Consider the following 21,553-nt stretch of genomic DNA (forward strand, 5'->3'; position numbering starts at 1 on the left):
TCAAGAGAAAGACGGAAGGCTGAACAAATGAACCCTACGCTCCCTGCCGCCTGTTCGTCAGGCAATTTTGGTTGCCCTCACGGCATTCGCGCCAGTTACATCGATCGCGGTTCGCCGTTCGATAGTCGCGTCCGGCTCTACCACCACGACGGCGGCTTTTACGAATTGAGCGTCCGCGACGTGCGTTCTTTTCTGGACCTCATGTTTCGAGGCGGCACGCCGCGCAGCCGCCTGATGCGCCTCTATAAGCACGCGCGGCAGGCGGACTGTCTGAGCACGCGCTGTGCCTGAATCCGCCTTCGAGCGCGCCGCACAAGCGATGCACGGCAACGGCTATTCGCTGTTGCCGATCGGCGCGGGCACGAAGTCTCCTGGCATCTATCGCGGCTTCGTCACCGATGAAGGCGATGGACCGTGGTTCGGCTTGCCCGGCTGGCAGAGCTTCTGCACCGAACGCGCGTCCGCCGCCAAGACTGCTGCCTGGGGAAGGATGGCCGACCGCTGCGGCGGCGGGCTTGGCCTCGCCACCGGCTTCGGTGGCGTCGTCGCGGTCGATATTGACGATGACGCCTTGGTTGATCCGATCCTCGCGGTGCTGCCGCCGGTCATGGTCGCCAAGCGAGGACGGAAAGGTCGGACGGCGCTATTTCGCGCCACCGAGCCGCTGCCGTCGAAAAACTACCGCACCGCCGATAAGCGGGGGCTGCTCGACTTTCTGAGCGTCGGCAAACAGACGGTTTTACCCCCTAGCTGCCATCCCGATACCGGCCGTTCTTATGAATGGACCACCGAGCGGACGCTTCTCGATACGCCCCTTGCCGCGCTTCCGGGGATCACCGGTGCGCATGTCGCGGCGATGGAGGAAGTGCTTGCGCGGTTCGGTTGGGCGGATAGCGAGCGTCGCCAGCCGCGTGGCGCCGCCGGTGAACGGCCTGCGCACAACAACGCGCCCGGTATCTGGGGCGATGATGACGTGAACTCGGCCGCGCTCGCGACCCTGTCGTCCTGGGTGCCCGATCTTGGCCTGCCGAAGCTCCGCAGACATGGTGCGGGCTATCGCGCCGTGGCGCCATGGCGCGCGTCCGGCTCGGGTCGCGGGGCCGCCGCGCGCAGCGCAAATCTTGGCATCCATCCGACCGGTATCGTTGACTTTGGTTCGGGCGAGACGTTTTCCGCCATCACAATCACCGCAAGGGCGTGCGAGATCAGTTACGGCGAGGCGCGCGACTGGCTCCGCGATAAGCTCGGGCTCCCTGACGCGCCTCTAATCAATTTGCGGAATGGCGTCCCTGCATCGGCGGTGGTGCCGAGTTATCCAGACCAGCGTGTACCCCTTGAAGATGCCACCGAGCGTCTTCAGACGCTCACCGGCCCCGAGCTTGCCGCCGCCATTTTGAACGGCATCGCTGTTCGGAATCAGGCGGCACTCAAGCCGCCGCTGTTCCTGCCGGTGCATCCGGTCACGGTGGTGCGGTCGGAAGCCGGTATCGGCAAAACCCACGCCGCGCGGGAGGGCGCCGCGAAGCAAGCTCGGCTCGGCCGCAGCATCGCCTATGTCGTGCCCCGCCATGATCTTGCGGAACAGATCGCGGCGGACTTAGCTGCGGATGGCGTCAAGGCTGAAGTCTATCGCGGCTATGAACGTCCCGACCCGCTCGCGCCCGAGCATCTCATGTGCCGCAACATCTCGGCCTACAAAGCCGCGCGTGATCTTGGCGTCAGTATCCGGGATTCTGTTTGCGAACGCAGGATCGATAACGAGATTGTCCGCTGCCCGCTCGCGAAGGTGTGCGGCATGGAACGCCAGCGCGAGGCGCGGCCGTCCGTATGGGTCACACCGGCGGCGTTGCTGTACTCGAAGCGGCCGGACTTCATTTCCCCGCCGGATGCGGTCGTAATTGACGAGTCGTTCATTGACGGTGCAATCGGCGACCCGGTGAAGATCGATGTAGCCGCGCTGCTCGGATCAAAGATCGAGGGCTGTAAAGACGAAGACCACGACGCGGTTGAGCGATTTCGCCACCGGCTTGCCGCCGCTATCAAGGCGAACGGCGATGGCCCGTTGGCCCGCGCCGCGCTGATCAACCACGGGATTGATGCCGAAATCGCCAATGCAGCCGGTTGGCTCGAACAACGCCGCATCACCTCAACGATCTTGCGCCCCGACATGCGGGAAAGCGAACTCAAGACCGCCGCCTATCGCCATGCGGCCCGGAACGAGCTTGCCCGGGACGCCGGGGCGCTTTGGCATGAGACCGCGATCTTTCTTGAGGAATGGAAGATCGAAGCCACCATCGGCGACCGAACGCACTCGGGGCGGATTACGGTTGAGGGCGGCAAGGTGTCTGTGATGCCGCTGCGGACGGCGCATCCGTCATGGCGTGACGCGCCGACGCTGGTTCTCGACGCCACCGCGCCGCCGGCTTCGCTGATCGCAATTGCGCTTGGCGAAATCCAAAACCCCGACCTTTCGCCGGTGGTGACCGAACAGCTGGACGTTACCGCCAAGTGGCCCGATCATGTCCGGGTGCGGCAGATCATCGGTGCCCCGGTCAGCATGGGAAAGCTCGGACTATGGGACGCCCCCAAGCCGCGCAACGTGCTGGACGTTGTCCGGTTCGTTCGGCTGCGGGCCGCCTTAGCCTTCCCCCAGCAGATCGGCGTCATCACCTACAAGGGCGTGCTTGATCAGATCGCGGGGCAGCTTCCTGCCAACGTGATCGCTCGGCACTTCGGGGCGCTGGCCGGCATGAACGACATGCAGGACGTCGCCGGACTGATCGTGATCGGGCGTCCTGCCCCCAGGCGGTCCGACGTAGAGAAAACCGCGTCGGTCTTCGCCGGGCGGCCTGTCGTTGGCGAGGATCGGTTCCTCGATCGGTCGAACGGTGGCATCCAGCTTGCTGATGGCTCGGTAGTCGCGACCACGGCAGAGAGGCATCCTGAGCCGCTTGCGGAGGCGCTACGCTGGCGGATCACGGAAGGCGAATTGCTACAGGCCATCGGCCGTTTGCGTCCCCACCGGCGCGCTGAGCCGTGTTGGCTGGATGTTGTCTGCGACGTGCCGTTGCCGATCCCGGTTCATGCGGTCGAGCGGTGGGACGATGTAGCTCCCGGCGCGTTGGCCGATATGGCGGTGGTCGGCGTAATCCTGTCGAATAGCCGCGACGCCCTGACGGCGTTCGAGGTCTCGAAACACGCCGCCGAGAAGGTCGGAGGTTGCCCCGGTTTCTCTATAGAGTCTCTTATTAGACATTCCGGGGCAACCTCGCCCACCCGCCGGTTCACCTACCGGAAGGCAGGCCCCGGCCAGAAGCCGAACACCGGCCTCTATCTCCCCGGCATCATGCCCGGCGGCGTGGCCGCCTTGCGCACGTGGCTGGAAGCCAAGCTAGGTCCGCTCGCGACCCTTAAGGTTGAGCGGGCCAAGGACCGCGCCACCTTTGCCAAGATCGGCAGGGACACGGCCGACCGCGTGAAGCTCGCGAGCGATGCGCTGCAATCAATCGCTGCGTTCTTTGACGACCTCGAACAGAACCCGTAGAGTTCGGGGCCGTGGACCTCCAAGAGCAGATCACCCGCATCGCTGCCGCGCAAGAAGATGTTCGCAAGTTCGCGGCTGAGCAGCGCGCCTTGATCACAAAGGATGCCCGGTCGCTCTGGCTGTTCCCCGTTGGTGGGATGGTCACTGGCGTGGCGCTATTCGGCGCAGGCATGGCATTCGCGAAGCTGATCGGGACGTAACCTCGACCGCACAGACCAGCCCCTGGCAAAAGCTTCCAAACCGCAGGCCACCGAAGTGGGGTTCGTCTCGCTGAGGTCCTGCTTAGCGGGACAGACCGGAATGATCAGCCGACTTCCGAACGGCGACGTTTGACCCCGAGCGGTCATTCGAATCCGTATTCTGGGAAGCAGGCTGAGTAAACAGTCCCTATTGGGGAATCTCCTCCAAGCTGAAATTCAAGAAAGCATCTGCAACGGGAGCGTCCGTCTCTGACACTTTAGAATTGGTGGCTGTAATTCGCACACGATAGGCTCTGCTTCTTTTTCCCTCAGAAGTTTCCCAATTCAACATGATTCTAACTACAAAAGGCTCTGTTGTTTCACCTATTTTGGAGGGCATTCTGTCGATGAGATACAACGCGGCCACTGCCCAAATGTCTGGCGGTAGGTAAACCTCTGCTTCTTTGGCTATGACCGGCAGTATCTGCTTGGGGCTGTCCGAAAGGTAGTACTGATACCCACCTGATTTCGAGCCCTCAGGTGGCCATATAAGCATTTTGGTCTCCGAGACTTCAAATTTGTATTTGGCGAGCCTTGGAGCCTTTGTGAGGGCAGCCACATTGGCGCCGATTTCGGACTTCCATGTGGCTGTGACATTATAGGCGACAGTGTTGGTTTTATTGCGAACCACAAACGCTGGGTTGTTAAAGAAATCTGGATTGCGTTCCGTGTCGAGGCGGATATCGAATTGGGTCTTCTCCATAGGATCCCATTTGAACCGGTAACGCCCCTCAGGCCCCAGCAGTATGAAATCTGGGTTGCCTACGGTATTCGGCGAGCCGTTTACCGTTAAGCTATCCGCGACTGCAAAATTGCCTTGTCCGGTGCGAAGTTGCAGCATGAGCCATACAAGTCCGCCGCCGCAAAAGAGCGCGAACAGAAGGATGCCTGTTGCTATCGAAATCATAGGCCACATCAGAGCCCCCAAGTTCTTGTCGAGAAACGACAGCAGTCCACCATAGCCCGCAACGCGCTGGTGAACGGGCCACCAGCACAGGCGGGCAACGAAAACGATCAGGGCGCCAGCAAGAGCCCCAATCGCAATGGCGGCAACTCCACTAAGAGCAGGATTGTCCAGAATCGCTGTGGGTACTTTAATTCCTGAGATTAAGATCAAGAGGCCGCCAACAAGGCAGCCTAGCAATTGCACCCACGCATTGTCCCAGCGGCCGCCCGATCCGCGCCAAGCATAACCGAACGCATCTTTCGGATATTTCATGGTCTTTCCCCCCGTACAGACTAGCCTAGGGGACGCAACCTTTGAATGTGCCTTTGTCTGGAATCATGTGGATGTCCACGACAGACCGTGGAGGCACCATTCCATGGTGCGCAATGGTCCGGATTTGCCTCATCACCGAAGTGCCGACACCCCTCGTTTGAAGTCCGCTTAGTGGGGCGTAGCCGACTTGATTTGCTCCCGCTAAGTTCTTCGCATTTTGACCCGAAATGGCCTCTTGCATTGCATACGATGGATGAGGCAAATTTGGAATTATAAGCGACATTGGTTAGACATTGATCGCCCGGACCAAACGTATGTTCACTGCCTGAGCGCCCCGACATGGTCAGCACAAATTTAAGCGACGCAGACAGCAGGCAGGTGCTTGTCAACGTCGGAAATCGTTACGTTTTGTTTGGATCAGAGTCCAGCCTTCCCGCCAGCCGCGCCTTTGGGCCGAAAGACGTTGAGGAGCGTTTGCCTCGGGTTCCCGACCAACGTGAGATCTCCGAAGAACGGCTCATAAGAAGTCTTCGCTTGTCCGGCGCGGAGATCATGCCCGCCCCCCCGGACACCATGGCAGACCTAACGTTCACCGATCACAGCGGACAAAAGGTCCTCGTAGAGATCAAGGTGCGCGATCGAGATGCTGGAACGGGTGACTTCGAGCGCTTTCACCAGCTGTTTAAGGACACTCCACCCGGCTTTAGGCAGGAGGTATGGAATTTTAACCTAGAGAGACTTCACCTTCAGATGTTTGTGCTCGAAGAAGGCAGGTTGATAGGGGCAACGAGTTTGCGTCCCTTAGATGTCTGGGAATTTAATCTAGACGGCTCAACGTTCAGTCGAGCCCGCGTCCAAGCTCGCGTCCTCGATTGGGAAAGTCGCATAATCAGACTTTATGACGAGGTCGCTCGGTGGGCGAAGCATGCCGGGTTTCGAACAGAAAGAACACGCAATGTTCTTATGTCTGAAGAGCTCATGCAGCAATTCGCTGTTCCAGATCGCGAACTGCCAGTTTTGGACGTCCTACGAGAGGATCAGACAGCAGCGAGCTTCGTGCCCGTCGCGCTATGGATCATCGGGGCCAATGGGCGCATCAATCTTGTTACTCATGTTGGAACACATATCCTTGTCGATAATGCGAAAGCACTAGAGAAGCCGGAATGGGCTGTGGTGAGTAGCGAGGATCGACGTAAGTCCTCGCCGTTCGATGAAGCAGCCTTTGCTGAACTGGTGCGAACATCATGAGCAAGCTGACCGATACAAAGCGCGCCTATGATGCAATCGCCAAATTGGTGGACGCCGAGATCCTGAAGAAGGGCAGCAATACAAAAGACCTTCAGCGCTTTCGCGAAGCGTTGGACGTCGCGTTCTATCTGCTTGGGTGGTCCCGGTTCGAACACCTTGTGCGCGAGGAAGCGCGAAGCCGCGTAGAAGGAATGGCTCGGTTAAAAGGAGTCAACGGAAGCGCCTGGAAGTTTGTGCAGCAAAATATAAAGAGCTTCCCCATTCGCAAGAAGTTGGAAGTGATTTTCGACGAGGACCCGAAGACGCTCCTCGCGCTTAACGAGGACTACGATCTGCGGAATGAAGCTGCGCACAACTATGCTAAGCTTCCAAAAGAAGCTCGCGACATTTCCGTATGGTTAGTCGGATTGGAAGAGCTAGTCGATAAATTCCAGACGTAGGCGCGATGCCATTTAGTCCGTTCATGGCCCATCTGCGACTGCAGGCGATGACCGCCATTGCGCTGCTGTTGGGCGACAAGCGGACATCGGACGTGTTCTAGCTTTTTGCGCACCACTTTGGGTCCTTCCTAGGCCCTCCCCCCACGCGGGTGACGTGCGACCTCGGCCTATTTCTAGGGACAAGGAATTTGAGGTCGGTTGTTGTTCTCGGATGATCCCGCCCCGCTGACGTGGGGCAATGCGTTAAGGGCGATTGCAATGGGCTGTTGCGAAATAGCCCATCACGGATTCTGCAGTGGTCGAAGCCCATCACGCAGGAGCCCACATGGGACACCGCTACGCCACCACCTATTCCCGAACCGATGGCCCGCTTTATCGGCGGGCGCAGCCGAAGCATCGCCGCGTCGTGACGGTTCCTAGTGGTGTTTCGCCCCCGGTCAAACTCCTCTTCGCAGAGATGGCACGCCTGCGAGTCACTTACGATGAAACGGAGGAAGGAAGCGGCGTGCGCCGGGCTTCAATCAAAGCTTGGAGAAGAAAAAACGCGCCTGGACTCGCGAGCATGGAGGCCTGCTTGAACGCGATCGGATATCAGTTCATCCCGACGCCGTTGCTCGAAATCCAACCTCCTGAGATCGCCGCCGACATGGCCGCGCTCGCCGCGAAGATGAAGGTCAGCATGCCGGAAGCATTCGCCGCGCTGCTCGACTGGACTGCGCGCCAACAGAACAGGGCCATCGCGGCCGATCAGCGCCTTGCCGAAATCACCCGCCGTAGGGAAGCCGCCGCCAACGACAACACGCCCCGCCGTCGCGCCACGGCGCTAGCGAATTAAGGGCTACTCGATCGGGCTCTTCAATCTGATCAGTTTGATCCAAAATGCTCTTCGTCAATCCCGCTCTGACAAAGCAAAAACGACAAAAACGCGGCGGTAGTGCTTTCCTCTTGTCTGTCACCGCCGCAGTTTTTTTAGGATCGACCGCATGAAATCTCTCTCCCGCCGAAAGGCCGCCGCTTACCTCGGATTCGCGACGAATACCCTCAAGTCGTATGAGACGAAGGGGATTGGCCCGACCCATACGCGCATCGCGAACACCGTTCGCTACTCTGTTGTCGACCTCGACGCTTGGCGTGAGGCGCACAAGGTCGGGGGTGCCCAATGAGCCGCGCCAAGCTTCTCGCCGACCTTCAGACGGCAACCACCGACCTCGCTGCGGCGCGCCGCGCGCTTGCTGATGCGCATTTCAATGCGCGGCATGGCCTGGCACATAATCTGATGTTCGCCACGTCGCGCGAGCATGTGTCGTTTCACCGATGGCTCCGCGCTCATGAAGCGTTTGCAGCCAGCGCGCCGCAACCCTTCAAGGCACCGGCAACTAGTGCAAAAATTGGACAAGTTGCGGCCGCCTCGTCTTCCGTCACCCCGGCGGCGCCCCGCGCTGAAAAGCCGTCCGCGCTGAATGATGATCTCAAAAGGCACATGCCTGACTGGCGCGACCGAATTGCATTTAGACTCTCGACCCGCACGAAAGCTGACTAACAATGAATATCAACGTCCTATCCAAAATCTTTGGAAAGAAGACCCCCAACTCCACCGCCATCGCGGCCGAGATCGAGAAGGCGCGCACCGAGCATGACAACGCTATCGCCAAGCGCGGCGCTGCACTGGCTGGGCTTGGAGCCATGAGCGACGAGGAGCACGCCAAGGCTGAAGCCGAACATGACGTGCACCGGCGCGCTGCAGACCGCGCTGCGGCGCGCATCGCCGACCTCGAAAAGGCGCATGCCGAAGCGCTCGCGACTGAAGCAGAGGCCGAGAAGCAGGCCGAAGCAGAACGTTTCCGCAAGCGTGTGGAAGCTGCGCGCACAGCGGTTGAGGTCGAGGGCGCTGAGCTTCTCGCGGAGTACGATCGACACGCCGCCGCGATTGCAGATGTACTCACCCGCCTTGACGCGATCAACACTGAGGCGAGAGCGGTCAATGAACTTGGCCGATACGTTTCAGGATTTGGTTCGGTGCGCGGAATCGACGACACGTATCGCAAGCACCCGGACCGGCAGGCGAGTGAGCGGCGGGAAATGCACCCCGTGTGGCGCTATGCGCACGGCGCTGTGAACCGCGCGAAAGAAAATGCAGACGGCACGCTCCATCGGCCGGAGCCTGTATGGGTTCATCACCTGCAAAGATTTGAAGCCCCGGAGCTCGGTCGCGAAGAAATCGTAGTTGAGCGCACCATGTACCGCCCTGGTCGCTACGAAACTCCGCTTTCTGTGATTCATCTGCCCGCCGGCTTCGTCAATGGTAACCAGCATTGGCCGCGTGAGTGATGGGCGCGGCGCTTGAAGCAGAATTGTGCCATCCTGTCCAAATACGCGGGATGGTGCACGGCAACTCACGCTATGCGAGAAGGCCGCCGTTGTGCGGAAGAGGCGCGGCCGTGACATGACCCGTGCTGATCTTGGTGCTGCGCTATCAAGTCGCGAAGAGTCCATGACCCAATTCCGCCAGCCCATGATCTTGGCCAGCGCTTGAGGATGAGAAAAAAATTGCAATTTTGGTTGCAAGTTGTATGAGTTGGTAGTAACACGTATTTGTATTTCTTTCGAGTTGTGTAAATTTTTGAACGTACGTTTCTAGCTCGGCAGCGAGGTAGAATGTCCACTATCACTTTTCTCAAAAAGACGCCGGCGGGTTCACCAGGCAACTTCAACTGGGAATACAAATGCCAGTGCGCGGACGGCACCAATAAGCCGAATATAGTCGTTACGTCTGCGAACGAAAACGAGGCCAAGCAACTCGCGCAGCAAGAGTGCGATGATGGCTGTGGCGAGACGTGAGCTTCCCCCGACGGTTCGTCAAATCTGAGGTGCCAATGTGCAAACACATCAGATTTTTCCTTGCTGTGGCGGGTCTTTGCTACTGCGCACCGGCTTTCGCCGACAAAACTTGTGTCGCGCCCGGCCATCCGGACTGCAAAGTTACTTGCGACGATGATCAAGGATGCATCGCCTACTACGATGAGAGCGGAGAGTGCGGCGACGACTGCTGCAAGACCACTTGCACGGATAATGATCAAGCAACGGGTAAGAAGAAGGGCGTTTCTTTTCGTAAGGGCGCTATTGCCGCTCAGGGGGTCTCTCAACAATTGTTTGAGCAGCTCCTGCGTAGAGCGCAGCAAGGGAAGAAACCCTAACGACAACGCCGCTTCTGGGGGGCTAAGATGCGCACACTGGTTTTTTTCACTCTAATAGAGTTTCTCTCAATCAGCGATGCTTCGTCCTGGGAGACGACGAGGAATGGCCCATTGAGAGGCATAGATGCCAAAAATATCGAGAATATGGAACAACCACTTAAATTTAATAAGGATCAGCCAGGTAAGCTTGTAGGCGGAGCGTCGCCGCTATCCCCTCGGACAGTTGAATATCCGTATCAGTCCGGCGCGCGGTTAGGTGACGGCTGGGACTATCTCACAAATACTCGCGTTTACAGCCAATGCATCAACTTCGGAGCAACTGCAACCGACGGCTATCAGCAGGCGAATCTTAATTACACAAGATCTATCGATGACGAAACGATGTCGATAGCACTAAACTTTAACTCGTCCGCGCACGCGGGTGGATCAATTGGAGTTTTTAGTGGAAGTGCGAGCGGGAGCCTTGGCATCGATTCGTCTTACAAGTTTACATCCAAGGACGACTTGATAGTTGCTCACGCTTCTGTAGTTAACGGCGCTGTTTATGTTGCCGCCCAAGCCCCCACGGGCGATAAGCAAATGCAGCCTACCTCGCCCAATATAGCCGGCGTAAGGTTGAGCGACGCCGCTCTCAAGCTGCTCAAGGGATCTGGCACATCCCTAGAAGCGTTTCGTGCGGCTTGCGGCGATGGCTTCGTTGCCTCCATTGGGACCGGAGCAGATCTCTACATTCTATATCATTTCACACATCTCGACACTGATACAAGGCTGAAAGTAACTAGCTCCTTCAGCGCAGGAGGTGGCGTTGGTGGAATGTTCAACGCAGGAGGATCAGCAAGTTCGTCGATTGATTTCAAAGACTTGGTCTCGCGCGACAAGCTCGGGATTTATTATGTGCAGAATGGGGGTAAAATTGCAGCACTCCCCGTCAAGGTAGAAGATGTTGCGGCGCGCATCTCGGCATTGCCCGGAGAGGCTTTCCAGAACGGTCGGCCTCTATACGTAATCATCGTGCCCTATACCGCATTGAACAATTGGCCGATTTCTTTTGCTACACCGCCCGTAGCCGACCTTCGAACTTCGATCATCAGGTACCTGCAGAGGCTGCAAACGATTTTCTATGAGCTGCAGTCGGTCATTGCTGATTTTCGGCAACATCAAGCAAATGCTAGCGAGTACGCTTACTTACATGATCGGATACACGGCTTGAGAGGGACTGACTATGCAAAAACGAACGAAAGTCTCCTGAACGAGATCGATGCGATGGAGGGTTACCTAAAATTGCTCGACATAGCCTGCCATCAACGCCCAGTCTCGGAAACCACATGTAAGAAGGCTTCCCGCGCGCTGGCACAAAAGAATCTGACATTTAACGATTTTCAGTTCTCGGTGAAACTACCAGTCCCAATAAATGCTCTTCCGAAGGATCTGCTAGATCGTTTAGTAAAAAAGACCGGAGCTGTTGATCAGCGAAAATACGAATACTCTCTTCAGCTATACGACCATTGGATTGATCGTGTAAGTAGTGTTCGATGTGCGATGTTTGTCGAGTGCTTGAACACTCAAGCAAGGACTCAGGCCTACAAGCTCGTCACCGACACTTTCTAAGCTGCGCTCATACGGTGAGACTATCACATGTGTAAAATCGGATGGATTGCGCTCATGCTGCTGATTAATATGGCGGCGGCAATTGCGCAAAATCGGGAGCCCGAACCCGTTAAAACAAGTTCAAGCCGTGCTGCGGCTGTCGCTGCGCTGCCTGCAGTTGCCTCGGGCACTTTTGATTACATCTATTATGACTGGGTGGAATGCCGTGTTGATTGGTACCAATATTGCGACGGGGACGAACTCGTCGACGTACCAAGCTGGCCTAGCTCTTGGCAGGTTTGCAAGGCGATATACACGGAGGAGCCCTCAAACAGCGGGACACACAGCTTCCAAGTGGGAGCAGCCAATTGGTGGACGCGGGATCCAGATGAGCCCGTAAGTTTCGGTCGATCAGTCTTTACGCTGCACGCTCGAGGAAACGGAAACCCATTTGACAGACACGGCGCTTTGATGAGACTCAACAAGGTGGGAGTTCGGCTTATCTCGATAGATGCTGACGCCGCTGATCGATTTATGAATGAATGCGATCTCCCGACTGGCCCATAGGAGTTAAGGGCGTATTCGGCGCCCCGGGTGCGAGAGATCAGAATCCCTTGCCGCGCTTTCTAGCGCAGACAGAGCCGAGAGAGGATCTGCGGTCGAACCGTGCTGTACTGGCGCGATCTAGGCCCGAGACGCTGCGGGGCTAGAAGCCGTACTTCTCCCGCCTAAGATTGAAGGCCTCCTCTCCGCCTTCCATGATGCGCTTGATGGCCTCGCGAACCTCGGGCACGTCGATCGCCCCTTCGCCAGCTATCTTGCCACCTGACTGGTCACCCGCCTTTCGATAGTCGCACCATGCGACCAGCTCGGCGTCGCCGTTCACGACGAGGTTGGCATTGTGACTTACGAAGATGATTTGACGCTTTTGCTTGGCGTTCCAAAGCTGCTCGACAATCTCTTGCATAACGGGATTGTCTAGGTCCTCTTCCGGCTGATCGACTAGAAGCGGGGGACCAACTTGATTCAGTAGAGTCTTTAGCAGCGCGGTCGCCTGCTGACCGGCGGAGGCATTGCTAAAGGGTATGTAGTCATTCTCGCGCGCCCGATATTCGAAGACGGGCACGCTTTTCACGTCGATCAATGAGAGCGCGAGCCAATCGTCCGGCCGGAGCTTACGCGCAATGCGGTCGAGATCGGTCGCCGTCATGCCGGTGGCCAAAAGCGAAGCCGTGTCCGGCCTACGGTCCGCGCCCTCTTGCTCGGGGTCGAACGCGGCGAGCTGTTCGAGTTCGGATAAGACGTGCGCCGACCGATCCTGCGGATTTTCCGCCTCGACGATAGAAGATCCTAAGGCCTCAAGCTTTTCCCTTCGGACGTTCGAGCCCGATAAGGATTCGCGTAGCCGCTCTACAAAATCACTCGCGTCCGCAAAGCGCTTAATGTGCGCGCGGATCGCTCCATTGGCATTTTCAGTCAGCTTCTGACATTGACCGTCGAAGAGACTGTCCCGTTCGGCTTTGAGATTGTACCAACTTTGGCGTTCAGTGTTGTAAATGTCGCTTGCAGCATTGAGGGTTTTCAGCTCTTCCTGAATCCGCGCCGTTTCCTTGTGGAACGCTGACAACCTTGTTTCGATTGCGTGAAGCTGCTCCATACGTTCGCGATGAGTCGAGGACCGACTTACCGCAGCATTATAAGCATCGCGGAAAGCTTGAAGCTTTTCACGCCATTCCGTCCACGGGGTTCCGTCAACGACGTCGATGGGTTTCCTGATTTCAGGAAGAAGCGCGTCCACGACTTCACGGGCTCGTCCCATGATCGTGACATATTCCCCATATGCCGCCTTAAGCAGCGTGCCCTCGGGCGTCTCTGGCAGAGGACTTGCTTGGTTTAGATTCCCGGCTATGCTCGCCGACAGGGAGGAAAGACTGCCAGCAACCGCCTTCAAGTCGGAAAGCCAGCCATCAACAATGTCCTCCGCAGCGTCGTAGGACTTGCCTTCGTTCAGCAAACTACGGTCTTGTTCTGACAGGCCGGCTAGCGAATTGCGGATCGCATCAGCCTGCTCTTGCAGTGAGCGCCCTTCAAGAGCCCGCTTCGCAAGATCATTCTGGAGTGTCTGCTGGCGGTGGCGGTTGGCGTAGGTTTGTCGGATGCGCTCGGCCCCCTCTTCGATCCGCCGGTCGAGCTGGTTCAGCTCCGCGCGGATAGGGGCCGTGATGAAGCGAGACAGCTCCTCGGTTCGCACGCTTACATCACTGAGCTGCTTCTGACTATAAGCCTGGATCGGGAGAAGTGCGCGCACCTCCGCTTCGTTGCATAGTCGCATGTCATCGTTGCCGATCTTTATTAACAGGCTCCCATCCTTGCTGTCTCGGCGGACAACGTGAACTACCTCGTTAACTGCGAAACTGACTTCTACCGTAGCGTTGAGAGGTCTCAACGTATTCTCAATCAGTCGGCTGCGCCGCGACTGATAGTTGGGGGCGTCAGGATCATCCGAGGCGGGTGGCTGATCGCATAATGTCCACCGCAGATACTCAAGTATCGTGGACTTGCCTGTGCCGCGCCCGCCGATGAGGGCATTATACTGCGAATTAAATGTAAGCTCTACGGGTCCGAGAAACTGGCTGTTGCTGACGCTGATACTTGAAATGACCGCAGCGGGAAGCTGAGGCTCTTCATGAGTAACACGAGATTCTTGCGCAAGGCAGGCCTGCCGAAGAGCTTCGGCTGTCGGCCGTGCCCACTTGATCCACGACGTATGCTTTCCGAGATCGGCGTGATCTTCGCGACGGTTGTCGGAGGTTTGAATGCAGGCAATTCGCTTGTTACCCCAACTCTTGTCCTTGCCGGCGAGGATGCTTAAGGGACCGGCTTTTAGGTCGCTTAGCAGGCCGTCAACATAGCCGCCAACAAACGGCATTTCCTTGTACTTAGCCATCATCCCGTTACGCAGCAGCGAAAATTTCCCCTCGCCTGTCACGTTCGGATAGACTATGTAGCGATCGCGAAGCCAGGTATGCTCGTCTAGCTTTTCCTTTAGTGCTTTCAGGGACTGAATATTCTCAAGTCGTTCCGTTTGCGCTGTTTTGGCGGCATTTTCCGGTGCGGGGTTTATGGCGAGCGCTGTGAGAACCGCGCCAAACCTATTGTCCTCAAAATCAGCATCAAGAATGAGGATCGCCTGGCAAGGGACAGCCAAAGTGAGTTCGATGCCGGGAAAAACCACAAGACGTTTCTCCGGTACGAGGGGCCTTCCTGTCTCGTCCGTCTCGGCAAGAGCAGCCCGTTTGACATAGGGCACAAATGTCATGTCGTGATGATCGGTAATCGCGACCGCGCTCAAGCCCTTTTTTCGGCATGCATCGATAAGGCTCGTCGCATAAGCCAGCCGCTCCTCATCGGACACACGATCTGCGCCCGTCCATTGCAGGTCTCGCGGGGTGTGAACCTGAAAGTCACAGCGGTGGAAATGTGCCCCTTTGTCGATCATGGAATACAATCACCCTTGACCGCAGCTCGCCTCGCCGAAGCCACGCCATGCGCGTTCTCCGGCCTTGCCTGGACGCGGCTCATTTCAATTTTGCGTAACTCCATGAAAGCTGGAGCGATGGTCGTGACCATGGTGGTGCTCGGCTCCATCTGCGCGAGAGTCATTATCCTTCTATCCCCATGAGGCGTAAGGCGTCCCGGCTAAACTCCGCTAGATTCTTAGATCGATCGGCGAGCTGTTTGATCTTCAAGCCCTCCGAGTCCCACTGATCCACTTGCGCCTTCTGCCGTCGATATCGATGAAATCGTTCCCAGATGAACGCCAACATCCCTGCCCATCGCAATTGCGTCACCTCGGGATATGCCGCTGCGATGTCCTCGCTGCGGTCACGCCCCACCGCAACCAAGCGAACGCGAAGCGTGTCGCTGCGGTGGAAGCCTGCCCGATAGATATCCGTCGCTGCAGCTTCGATCCGGTCGGATGGCAGGCAACCGATTGCCGCCAGTACCCGGTGGACATTCTGCCGATCTCGTCGAGTCCATGGTCCGTTCAAGGCGCAAGGTTGATTTGTCTTCACTTCGGCAATGACGATGTCGATTAGATTGTCGGAGAGCGCTAGCTGCTGTACATCGTCCGCCATGATATCGTTCGGATCATCGAACAGGCGCTCGGCACGAAACGGAAATCGAACCGTCAACAGGTCGGCGTCCGTCCGCTGGGACCCGCGCCGCTCCGGGTGAACGACAAAGTTTTCGATCTGCAGGAAGCCATTCAAGCGGAAATACCAGTAGGCCACTTTTTCGGGATTGAAATATTCACCTACCTGCATATTCGATACGCCGCTCATTCCGCCGCCTCCAGTTCGCGGTCTGCTTCCGGCCCGAGCGCCTCGGCCAGCAGCGCGTCGAGCAGGCGGCGGCGGGTGTTGGCGCTGGCATTGAGGCTCGCTTCCAGTCGGTCACACAGACCCATCAGTTCATCGACCTTTGCGACGATGCGGTGTTGTTCGGCGAGAGGCGGAAGGGGAAAGACTAGTTTTGCAAGTGCTCGTCCAGTGAAATGCGGGATGCCGACACCAGTGAAGTACGTCTGCATAATCCCAGCATCGAAATACACAAAGCAGCAATGCGCGAAGAAGTTCGGATCAAGATAAGGGCCGGGCCTAACGCGATGTAGCGCCTTCTGAAACACGAGGGTTTCGAAACCGCCTCGCCATACCGCGGTGCGGCCGATACCGGTGCCCACCCTCACATATTAGAACGTCGCCCTTCTGCAGGCGATACTCCTGCAATTCGGCATCGTCGAGTTTAATAGTTTTTAGATTGTCGAGGCGAATATCAAACCAATGAACGTTTGTATTCCGCAAATACGGATATGGCTGGCCTCTATTTTTGGACTTGTCGAGCATCTTCCCGAGCCGGGCATCCGCTACATCTTCAACACGAACCCATCGCCAGGTAGCCGGAATCTTAGTATCTAGTCGGCCTCCAAGCTCGGATTCGGCGAAAACCGCCGGGGGGGGGGCGCTGGTTCGTCCCTCGGGTCCTGCGGTACGAGCTTGCCGCGAATAGCGAGGTTGAGGATAGTCTGGCGCAGTTGCTTGATCTGATCTGGACGCACGGTAAGGGCTGGCAGCGCATTGAGCGCGAAGCAGACGTCGGCCTGGAAAGTCTCAGGATCGGGCGCATTGAGTCGGGCCAAGCTTGTGACCGCTAGCCGGTCACGCACCGCCTCGCGGCTTCCCCTCGCCGCCTCCAGCCGGTCGCACAAGCCCATCAGTTCATCGACCTTGGCAACAATGCGCCGCTGTTCGGCGAGCGGTGGGACGGGGACTAGAAGTCGCTCCATTTTCTCCTTTGTCATATGTATCATTGAAATGCCGTGACCAGACTCTTTGATCTCCCGCGTCTTCTGGAGAAGGAAGTTATATAGGTAGCCCTTATCGAGATCAGCTTCGCTATGAAGCAGAAGTTTCCAAATATGGTAGTGATAGATCACCTTCTCCCCGTCCCAAATGAACGGCCCAAAGGAAGCGGACCAAGCGAAAATCAGATCGCCCTTATTGCAATATTTGTCGTCGTCGAGGCTCAAATCGGAGTAGTACCATTTGTCTGAGGTGAAGAGATTTCCCACCCGAAGAACCGGCGTTCCGGCGTTCAATAGTTCATGCTGTTTGTAAGCACGTCCATTCAGAACAGTGACGAGATCGGCCAGAGGTGCTAACGCCCAATTCCGCGGAATTTGAATGGCCCCAGCATCGTCATTGAGTTTTTTCAGTTCTCGCTGAGGACCCCGCTTGCGATCCAGCAGCGCCTTTTCAATCGCAATCCGCTTCAACAATCCCGTCGCCGGTTCATCCTTAGGGTCCTGGACCACCAGCTTGCCGCGCACGGCCAGATCGAGAATAAAGCGGCGCAGACGGGCAATCGCGTCAGGCGCGTCGGCGATCTTCTCGTAGTGCTTCAGCAGGCGCTCCGCATTCATCGGGTCAGTGCCTCGGCAAGGATCGCCTTCAACTGGTCGCGATAAGCCGCCGCCTCAACCTCGGCCTTTGCAAGATCGGCCAGCAGCATTACCGGGTCGCCGTGGTCGTCCGCCACCGCGTGCGGGTTCTTGATGTCGAGATTGTAGCCGCGCGCCTTGATCTCCTCGGCGGTAACGCGCCACGCCTGCGGCGTCTCCTTTCGCCCCTTGCGCTCTTTGCCGCCCCACCATTCGATGCAGTCCTGGAAATGCTCCAGCCGGATTGGCTTGGTCATCGAATAGGCCTTCTGGCCTTCGGGCACGCGGTGCTCGTAAAACCAGATATCTTTCGTCGGCTCGCCCTTCTCGAAGAACAGGAGGTTGGTGCCAATCGAGGCATAGGGCTTGAACACAGAATTGGGCAGGCGGACGATGGTGTGGAGGTTGCACTCCTCCATCAGATATTCCTTGAGCCGCGTCTTGACGCCCTCGCCGAACAGCGTGCCGTCAGGCAGCACCACAGCGGCACGTCCATTCGGTTTTAGCAGGCGCACGATCAGGGCGAGGAACAGATCGGCCGTCTCCTTAGTGCGGAAGGTGGGGAAGTTGTTCTCGATGCCGTCTTCCTCTCGCCCCCCGAATGGCGGATTCGTGAGCACTATATCGACGCGCTCATCCTTACCCCACGAAATCAGCGGCCGGGCCAGCGTGTTGTCATGGCGCACGAAGCTCGGGTCCTCGATGCCGTGCAGCAGCATGTTGGTGACGCAAAGCATGTGCGGAAGCGGCTTCTTCTCTACCGCGCGCAACGCGCCGTGCATCTTTTCGCGCTGCTTGGGTGTTTTGACGTAATTCTTCTCCATGTGGCGGATGGCACACGTGAGGAAGCCGCCTGTGCCGCAGGCGGGATCGAAGAGGATTTCGCCAGGATGCGGATCGATTCGGTCAGCCATAAAGGCGGTGACGGCGCGCGGCGTATAATATTCGCCGGCATTGCCGGCCGATTGCAGATCGTTCAATAGCTGTTCGTAGAACTCGCCGAAGTGCCGGCGCTCGTCGAGGTTGTTGAAGTCAATCTCATTGATCTTGTTCACGACCTGCCGGATGAGATGGCCGGATTTCATATAGTTGTAGGCGTCCTCAAACACGTCGCGCACCACGCGCCGCCGGTCGCCCGGCTGGCCGGTGAGCTTCAGCTCCTTCAGCGCTGGGAATAATGCGTCGTTGATGAAATCAAGCAACGCCTGCCCCGTAATGCCCTCCGGGTCGGAAGCCCAGGCGCGCCACTGGAATTTCTTCGGGATCGGCGACCGGTAGCCGTCCCTCGTCAGTTCAAGTTCGTGATCCTGATCGTCGATGATCTTGAGGAAGAACATCCAGGTAAGCTGGCTGATGCGCTGCGCATCGCCATCGACGCCTACGTCCTGGCGCATGATGTCCTGAATGGATTTGACAGTGGTGCGAACAATCATTGCCTATGCGGTCTCCTGGTAGATCGCGTCCTGCATTTCGTGGACGGCCTTCTCGAAGCCCTCTTTGCCGCCGAACGCCTTGATGAGTTGGACGACGCTCCCCATCGCGGTGAAGGGCGTCACCTTCAGCACGTTCGCGTCATCGAGATTGAGCACGCCTTCGTCGTGATACTTTTCGAGCAGCGCATCGAGCACGGCGCGGGCTTGCGGCCCGTATTTGGTGAACACGTCCCGTTTCCTGACGTTCTCGGCCCGCTCGCGCCGCGTAAGCGGCTTCCTGTCGAATGCAACGTGGCAAATCAGATCGAAGGGGTCGAGGTCCTTTCCAAGCTCCTCGGCGATGGGATCGAGCGGCAGACCCTCGGCCTCCAGTTCCTCGATGATCGCCTGCTTGCGCTCGGCCAACTTCCAGCGCTTGAGGAAGTCATCGAGGCTGGCGAAGCGCTTCTTCAGCGCTTTCTTGGTAAAATCGCGCAGGGACTCGGTGACTAGCTTGCCGTTCTCGTCGAGATATTCGACGCGCTCGGTGAGGATGCGGGCGCCGACGCCATCGACGTAAATCTTGCGGATCGGGTCACTGGGCGGCAATGGCAGTCCCGGCTGATCGACGATGGTTTCGTCCTCGCCCGGCGTCGGTGGGATCGCATCGTCGCCCTCGGCTGTGGTCGGCGCATCGTCTGGCGGCGTGATCGGATCGCCTTCGTCGGGCGCGTAAATCTGGACCGGATGGCCGTCGAAATCCGGATCGGCGAAATGGCTAGTCGCGCCGCGAAAGTCGATCAGCGTGAAGTAAAATTTCTTTGTATCCTCATGAACGCGTGTACCACGCCCGACGATCTGCTTGAACTCGGTCATTGAGCCCACCGCGCGATCGAGGACGATCAGGCGACAGGTCTGCGCATCCACGCCAGTGGAGAGAAGTCGCGACGTTGTGACCAGCACGGGATATTTCGATTCCGGGTCGATGAAGTTACCTAGCTGATCCTGGCCTTCCTTGTCGCTCCCGGTGATACGCATGACATAGCGCTGGTTTTCCGCAATCAGATCGGCGTTCTCGTTGACCAGCGCCTGTCGCATGCGCGCCGCGTGCTCCTCATCGACGCAGAACACGATGGTCTTCTGGTAGCGGTCGCCGCTTTCCTTTAGGAACTCGGTCACCTTCTTCGCTGTGAGCACCGTACGGTCGTCGAGCACGATATTGCGGTCAAAATCTTTGGTGTTGTAAATTCGGTCCTCGATCTCGTTGCCATCGCGGTCCAGCTGCCCGAGTTCTGGGCGATAGCCTTCCACGTCGCGGTCGATGTGAACCTTGACGACCTTATAGGGAGCGAGAAAGCCGTCGCTGATTCCCTGCTTTAACGAATAGGTGAAGACCGGCTCACCGAAATAATCGGTGTTGGAGATGTATTCAGTTTCCTTTGGCGTGGCGGTGAGGCCGATCTGAGTCGCGCCGGAGAAATGGTCGAGGATTTCGCGCCATGCCGAATCCTCGGCCGCGCTGCCGCGATGGCACTCGTCGATCACGATCAGATCGAAGAAGCCGGGCGAGAACTCGCGATAGAGTTTCTGCCGGTCTTCAGGCCCCGTGATCGCCTGATAGAGCCCAAGATAAATCTCGAAAGCTGTATCGATCCGCCGTTTCTTATCGAGCGCTAACGTCAGATCGACAGCGGTTCCGTCTTGTCTTTCAATAGTCTTGGCATTGGTCGAAAGCTTCGCCATCGCCGCGCCGAACGGACGGAAATCATTCACCATCGTCTGGTCGATCAGCACGTTGCGGTCGGCGAGAAACAGGATGCGCTTCTTGCGGCCCGCCTTCCATAGACGCCAGATGATTTGAAATGCCGTGTAGGTCTTACCCGTGCCGGTAGCCATCACGAGCAGCACGCGGTCCCGGCCCTTGGCGATTGCCTCGATCGCGGCGTTGACGGCATTTACCTGATAATAGCGCGGCGACTTGCCGCTGCCGTCGTCGAAATAATCCTGAAGCACGATCTGTTCGGCCTCTGCGTCGAGACCCTTCCAGGCGCGATACCGTGCCCACAGTTCGGCGGGCGCCGGAAAGGCGTCAAGGCCAAGGTTCGCTTCGATCGGAACGCTCTGGCCGGTGCGGTCGTGGAACACAAAGCCGTCACCGTTGGAAGAAAACACGTAGGGGATATCGAGCGTGGCGGCGTAGTCCAACGCCTGCTGCATGCCGTCGCCGACGCTATGAGAATTGTCCTTGGCCTCGATCAGCGCCAGCGGCATGTTCGGCTTGTAGCAGAGGACGTAGTCGGCGCGCTTGGCCTTCCCGCGCGTGACCAGTTTGCCGCGCACGATGATGCGGCCCTTGGTAAAGCCGACCTCCTCGCGGATTTGCAGCATTTCGTCCCAGCCAGCATCGCGCAGCGCTGGCGTGATGTACTTCGTGCAAATATCTCGTTCGCTTAATGAGCGTTTGTCCATTGATGGCAAGCTTTGTTGCGGCGCGAAGCGCGACAGGCGAATGCAAATTCAGATGAATGACTTGCCCCGGACCTAATCTCGCACCCCTCAATGCGCGAAAGTTGAGCATGAAACAACTAGGTGCTGAAGTCCTCCGCGACTGTTCAGCACTAAACAGTGTGGATGACGCAGAGGGATACCTTCCTGGTATTGGGGACAGC

The 21,553-nt window shown here is 57.7% G+C and carries 17 protein-coding genes; 10 read left to right on the top strand and 7 right to left on the bottom strand.

Features of this window, described 5'->3' with window-relative positions; genetic code table 11:
• The first annotated feature begins 27 nt into the window (after positions 1 to 27).
• Genes ACZIRK_RS18705 through ACZIRK_RS18715 form a run of 3 tightly spaced genes read left to right on the top strand, consistent with a single transcriptional unit; the run spans position 28 to position 3,744 of the window.
• Entirely contained in the window at positions 28 to 291 is a 264-nt protein-coding gene (locus ACZIRK_RS18705; protein WP_463327893.1) for a hypothetical protein, read from the top strand.
• A complete protein-coding gene (locus ACZIRK_RS18710) occupies positions 284 to 3,544 on the top strand; it encodes a bifunctional DNA primase/polymerase (protein ID WP_463327894.1) in 3,261 nt (1,086 codons plus the stop codon). Before ACZIRK_RS18705 ends, ACZIRK_RS18710 begins: the two co-directional genes overlap by 8 nt.
• A gap of 11 nt (positions 3,545 to 3,555) precedes the next feature.
• Positions 3,556 to 3,744 (top strand): hypothetical protein, encoded by a 189-nt coding sequence (locus tag ACZIRK_RS18715; protein ID WP_463327895.1) that lies wholly within the window; start codon positions 3,556 to 3,558, stop codon positions 3,742 to 3,744.
• A 187-nt stretch (positions 3,745 to 3,931) separates the two neighbouring features.
• On the opposite strand, the gene ACZIRK_RS18720 is transcribed toward ACZIRK_RS18715, so the two are convergent.
• Entirely contained in the window at positions 3,932 to 5,002 is a 1,071-nt protein-coding gene (locus ACZIRK_RS18720) for a hypothetical protein (protein ID WP_463327896.1), read from the bottom strand.
• Between the two features lie 339 nt (positions 5,003 to 5,341).
• Here ACZIRK_RS18720 and ACZIRK_RS18725 point away from each other — a divergent pair, with 339 nt between their 5' ends.
• From ACZIRK_RS18725 to ACZIRK_RS18755, 7 genes are all read left to right on the top strand, one after another.
• Positions 5,342 to 6,250, top strand: coding sequence for a hypothetical protein (locus tag ACZIRK_RS18725; RefSeq protein ID WP_463327897.1), 909 nt, complete (start codon positions 5,342 to 5,344; stop codon positions 6,248 to 6,250).
• Complete coding sequence (locus ACZIRK_RS18730; RefSeq protein ID WP_463327898.1) at positions 6,247 to 6,690, top strand: hypothetical protein; 444 nt, start codon at positions 6,247 to 6,249, stop codon at positions 6,688 to 6,690. Before ACZIRK_RS18725 ends, ACZIRK_RS18730 begins: the two co-directional genes overlap by 4 nt.
• A gap of 325 nt (positions 6,691 to 7,015) precedes the next feature.
• Entirely contained in the window at positions 7,016 to 7,525 is a 510-nt protein-coding gene (locus tag ACZIRK_RS18735; protein ID WP_474418312.1) for a hypothetical protein, read from the top strand.
• A 324-nt stretch (positions 7,526 to 7,849) separates the two neighbouring features.
• On the top strand, positions 7,850 to 8,230 hold the full coding sequence (locus ACZIRK_RS18740) for a hypothetical protein (protein WP_463327900.1): 381 nt from the start codon (positions 7,850 to 7,852) through the stop codon (positions 8,228 to 8,230).
• 2 nt (positions 8,231 to 8,232) lie between these two features.
• On the top strand, positions 8,233 to 9,018 hold the full coding sequence (locus ACZIRK_RS18745; protein WP_463327901.1) for a hypothetical protein: 786 nt from the start codon (positions 8,233 to 8,235) through the stop codon (positions 9,016 to 9,018).
• 545 nt (positions 9,019 to 9,563) lie between these two features.
• On the top strand, positions 9,564 to 9,884 hold the full coding sequence (locus ACZIRK_RS18750) for a hypothetical protein (RefSeq protein ID WP_474418315.1): 321 nt from the start codon (positions 9,564 to 9,566) through the stop codon (positions 9,882 to 9,884).
• Between the two features lie 27 nt (positions 9,885 to 9,911).
• Positions 9,912 to 11,492 (top strand): hypothetical protein, encoded by a 1,581-nt coding sequence (locus ACZIRK_RS18755; protein ID WP_463327902.1) that lies wholly within the window; start codon positions 9,912 to 9,914, stop codon positions 11,490 to 11,492.
• A gap of 685 nt (positions 11,493 to 12,177) precedes the next feature.
• Here ACZIRK_RS18755 and ACZIRK_RS18760 read toward each other — a convergent pair.
• The 6 genes from ACZIRK_RS18760 to hsdR all read right to left on the bottom strand — a co-directional run bounded on the left by ACZIRK_RS18760 (position 12,178) and on the right by hsdR (position 21,353).
• A complete protein-coding gene (locus ACZIRK_RS18760) occupies positions 12,178 to 14,970 on the bottom strand; it encodes a TrlF family AAA-like ATPase (RefSeq protein WP_463327903.1) in 2,793 nt (930 codons plus the stop codon).
• A gap of 163 nt (positions 14,971 to 15,133) precedes the next feature.
• Complete coding sequence (locus ACZIRK_RS18765; protein ID WP_463327904.1) at positions 15,134 to 15,817, bottom strand: hypothetical protein; 684 nt, start codon at positions 15,815 to 15,817, stop codon at positions 15,134 to 15,136.
• Positions 15,814 to 16,215: a restriction endonuclease subunit S gene (locus tag ACZIRK_RS18770; protein ID WP_463327905.1), complete on the bottom strand. Its 402-nt coding sequence runs from the start codon at positions 16,213 to 16,215 to the stop codon at positions 15,814 to 15,816. The genes ACZIRK_RS18765 and ACZIRK_RS18770 overlap by 4 nt, the downstream gene beginning before the upstream one ends.
• A gap of 231 nt (positions 16,216 to 16,446) precedes the next feature.
• Positions 16,447 to 17,454 carry a restriction endonuclease subunit S gene (locus ACZIRK_RS18775; RefSeq protein WP_463327906.1) on the bottom strand — a complete coding sequence of 336 codons (1,008 nt, stop codon included), beginning with the start codon at positions 17,452 to 17,454 and terminating at the stop codon, positions 16,447 to 16,449.
• The gene (locus ACZIRK_RS18780; RefSeq protein WP_463327907.1) at positions 17,451 to 18,905 is read right to left on the bottom strand and encodes a type I restriction-modification system subunit M; all 1,455 of its coding nucleotides are present in this window, start codon (positions 18,903 to 18,905) and stop codon (positions 17,451 to 17,453) included. Before ACZIRK_RS18780 ends, ACZIRK_RS18775 begins: the two co-directional genes overlap by 4 nt.
• Positions 18,906 to 18,908: 3 nt before the next feature.
• Entirely contained in the window at positions 18,909 to 21,353 is a 2,445-nt protein-coding gene (gene hsdR, locus ACZIRK_RS18785; RefSeq protein ID WP_463327908.1) for an EcoAI/FtnUII family type I restriction enzme subunit R, read from the bottom strand.
• Positions 21,354 to 21,553: the final 200 nt, after the last annotated feature.

The organism is Bradyrhizobium sp. Leo114, assembly GCF_055229415.2.

Bases quoted from the DNA above. Each gene is read 5' to 3' on its own strand.
- ACZIRK_RS18780 (WP_463327907.1), bottom strand. From the start codon at position 18,905: ATGATTGTTCGCACCACTGTCAAATCCATTCAGGACATCATGCGCCAG.
- ACZIRK_RS18705 (WP_463327893.1), top strand. From the start codon at position 28: ATGAACCCTACGCTCCCTGCCGCCTGTTCGTCAGGCAATTTTGGTTGC.
- ACZIRK_RS18750 (WP_474418315.1), top strand. From the start codon at position 9,564: ATGTGCAAACACATCAGATTTTTCCTTGCTGTGGCGGGTCTTTGCTAC.
- ACZIRK_RS18775 (WP_463327906.1), bottom strand. From the start codon at position 17,454: ATGAATGCGGAGCGCCTGCTGAAGCACTACGAGAAGATCGCCGACGCG.
- ACZIRK_RS18720 (WP_463327896.1), bottom strand. From the start codon at position 5,002: ATGAAATATCCGAAAGATGCGTTCGGTTATGCTTGGCGCGGATCGGGC.
- ACZIRK_RS18760 (WP_463327903.1), bottom strand. From the start codon at position 14,970: ATGATCGACAAAGGGGCACATTTCCACCGCTGTGACTTTCAGGTTCAC.
- ACZIRK_RS18755 (WP_463327902.1), top strand. From the start codon at position 9,912: ATGCGCACACTGGTTTTTTTCACTCTAATAGAGTTTCTCTCAATCAGC.
- hsdR (WP_463327908.1), bottom strand. From the start codon at position 21,353: ATGGACAAACGCTCATTAAGCGAACGAGATATTTGCACGAAGTACATC.
- ACZIRK_RS18745 (WP_463327901.1), top strand. From the start codon at position 8,233: ATGAATATCAACGTCCTATCCAAAATCTTTGGAAAGAAGACCCCCAAC.
- ACZIRK_RS18735 (WP_474418312.1), top strand. From the start codon at position 7,016: ATGGGACACCGCTACGCCACCACCTATTCCCGAACCGATGGCCCGCTT.
- ACZIRK_RS18740 (WP_463327900.1), top strand. From the start codon at position 7,850: ATGAGCCGCGCCAAGCTTCTCGCCGACCTTCAGACGGCAACCACCGAC.
- ACZIRK_RS18765 (WP_463327904.1), bottom strand. From the start codon at position 15,817: ATGAGCGGCGTATCGAATATGCAGGTAGGTGAATATTTCAATCCCGAA.
- ACZIRK_RS18725 (WP_463327897.1), top strand. From the start codon at position 5,342: ATGGTCAGCACAAATTTAAGCGACGCAGACAGCAGGCAGGTGCTTGTC.
- ACZIRK_RS18730 (WP_463327898.1), top strand. From the start codon at position 6,247: ATGAGCAAGCTGACCGATACAAAGCGCGCCTATGATGCAATCGCCAAA.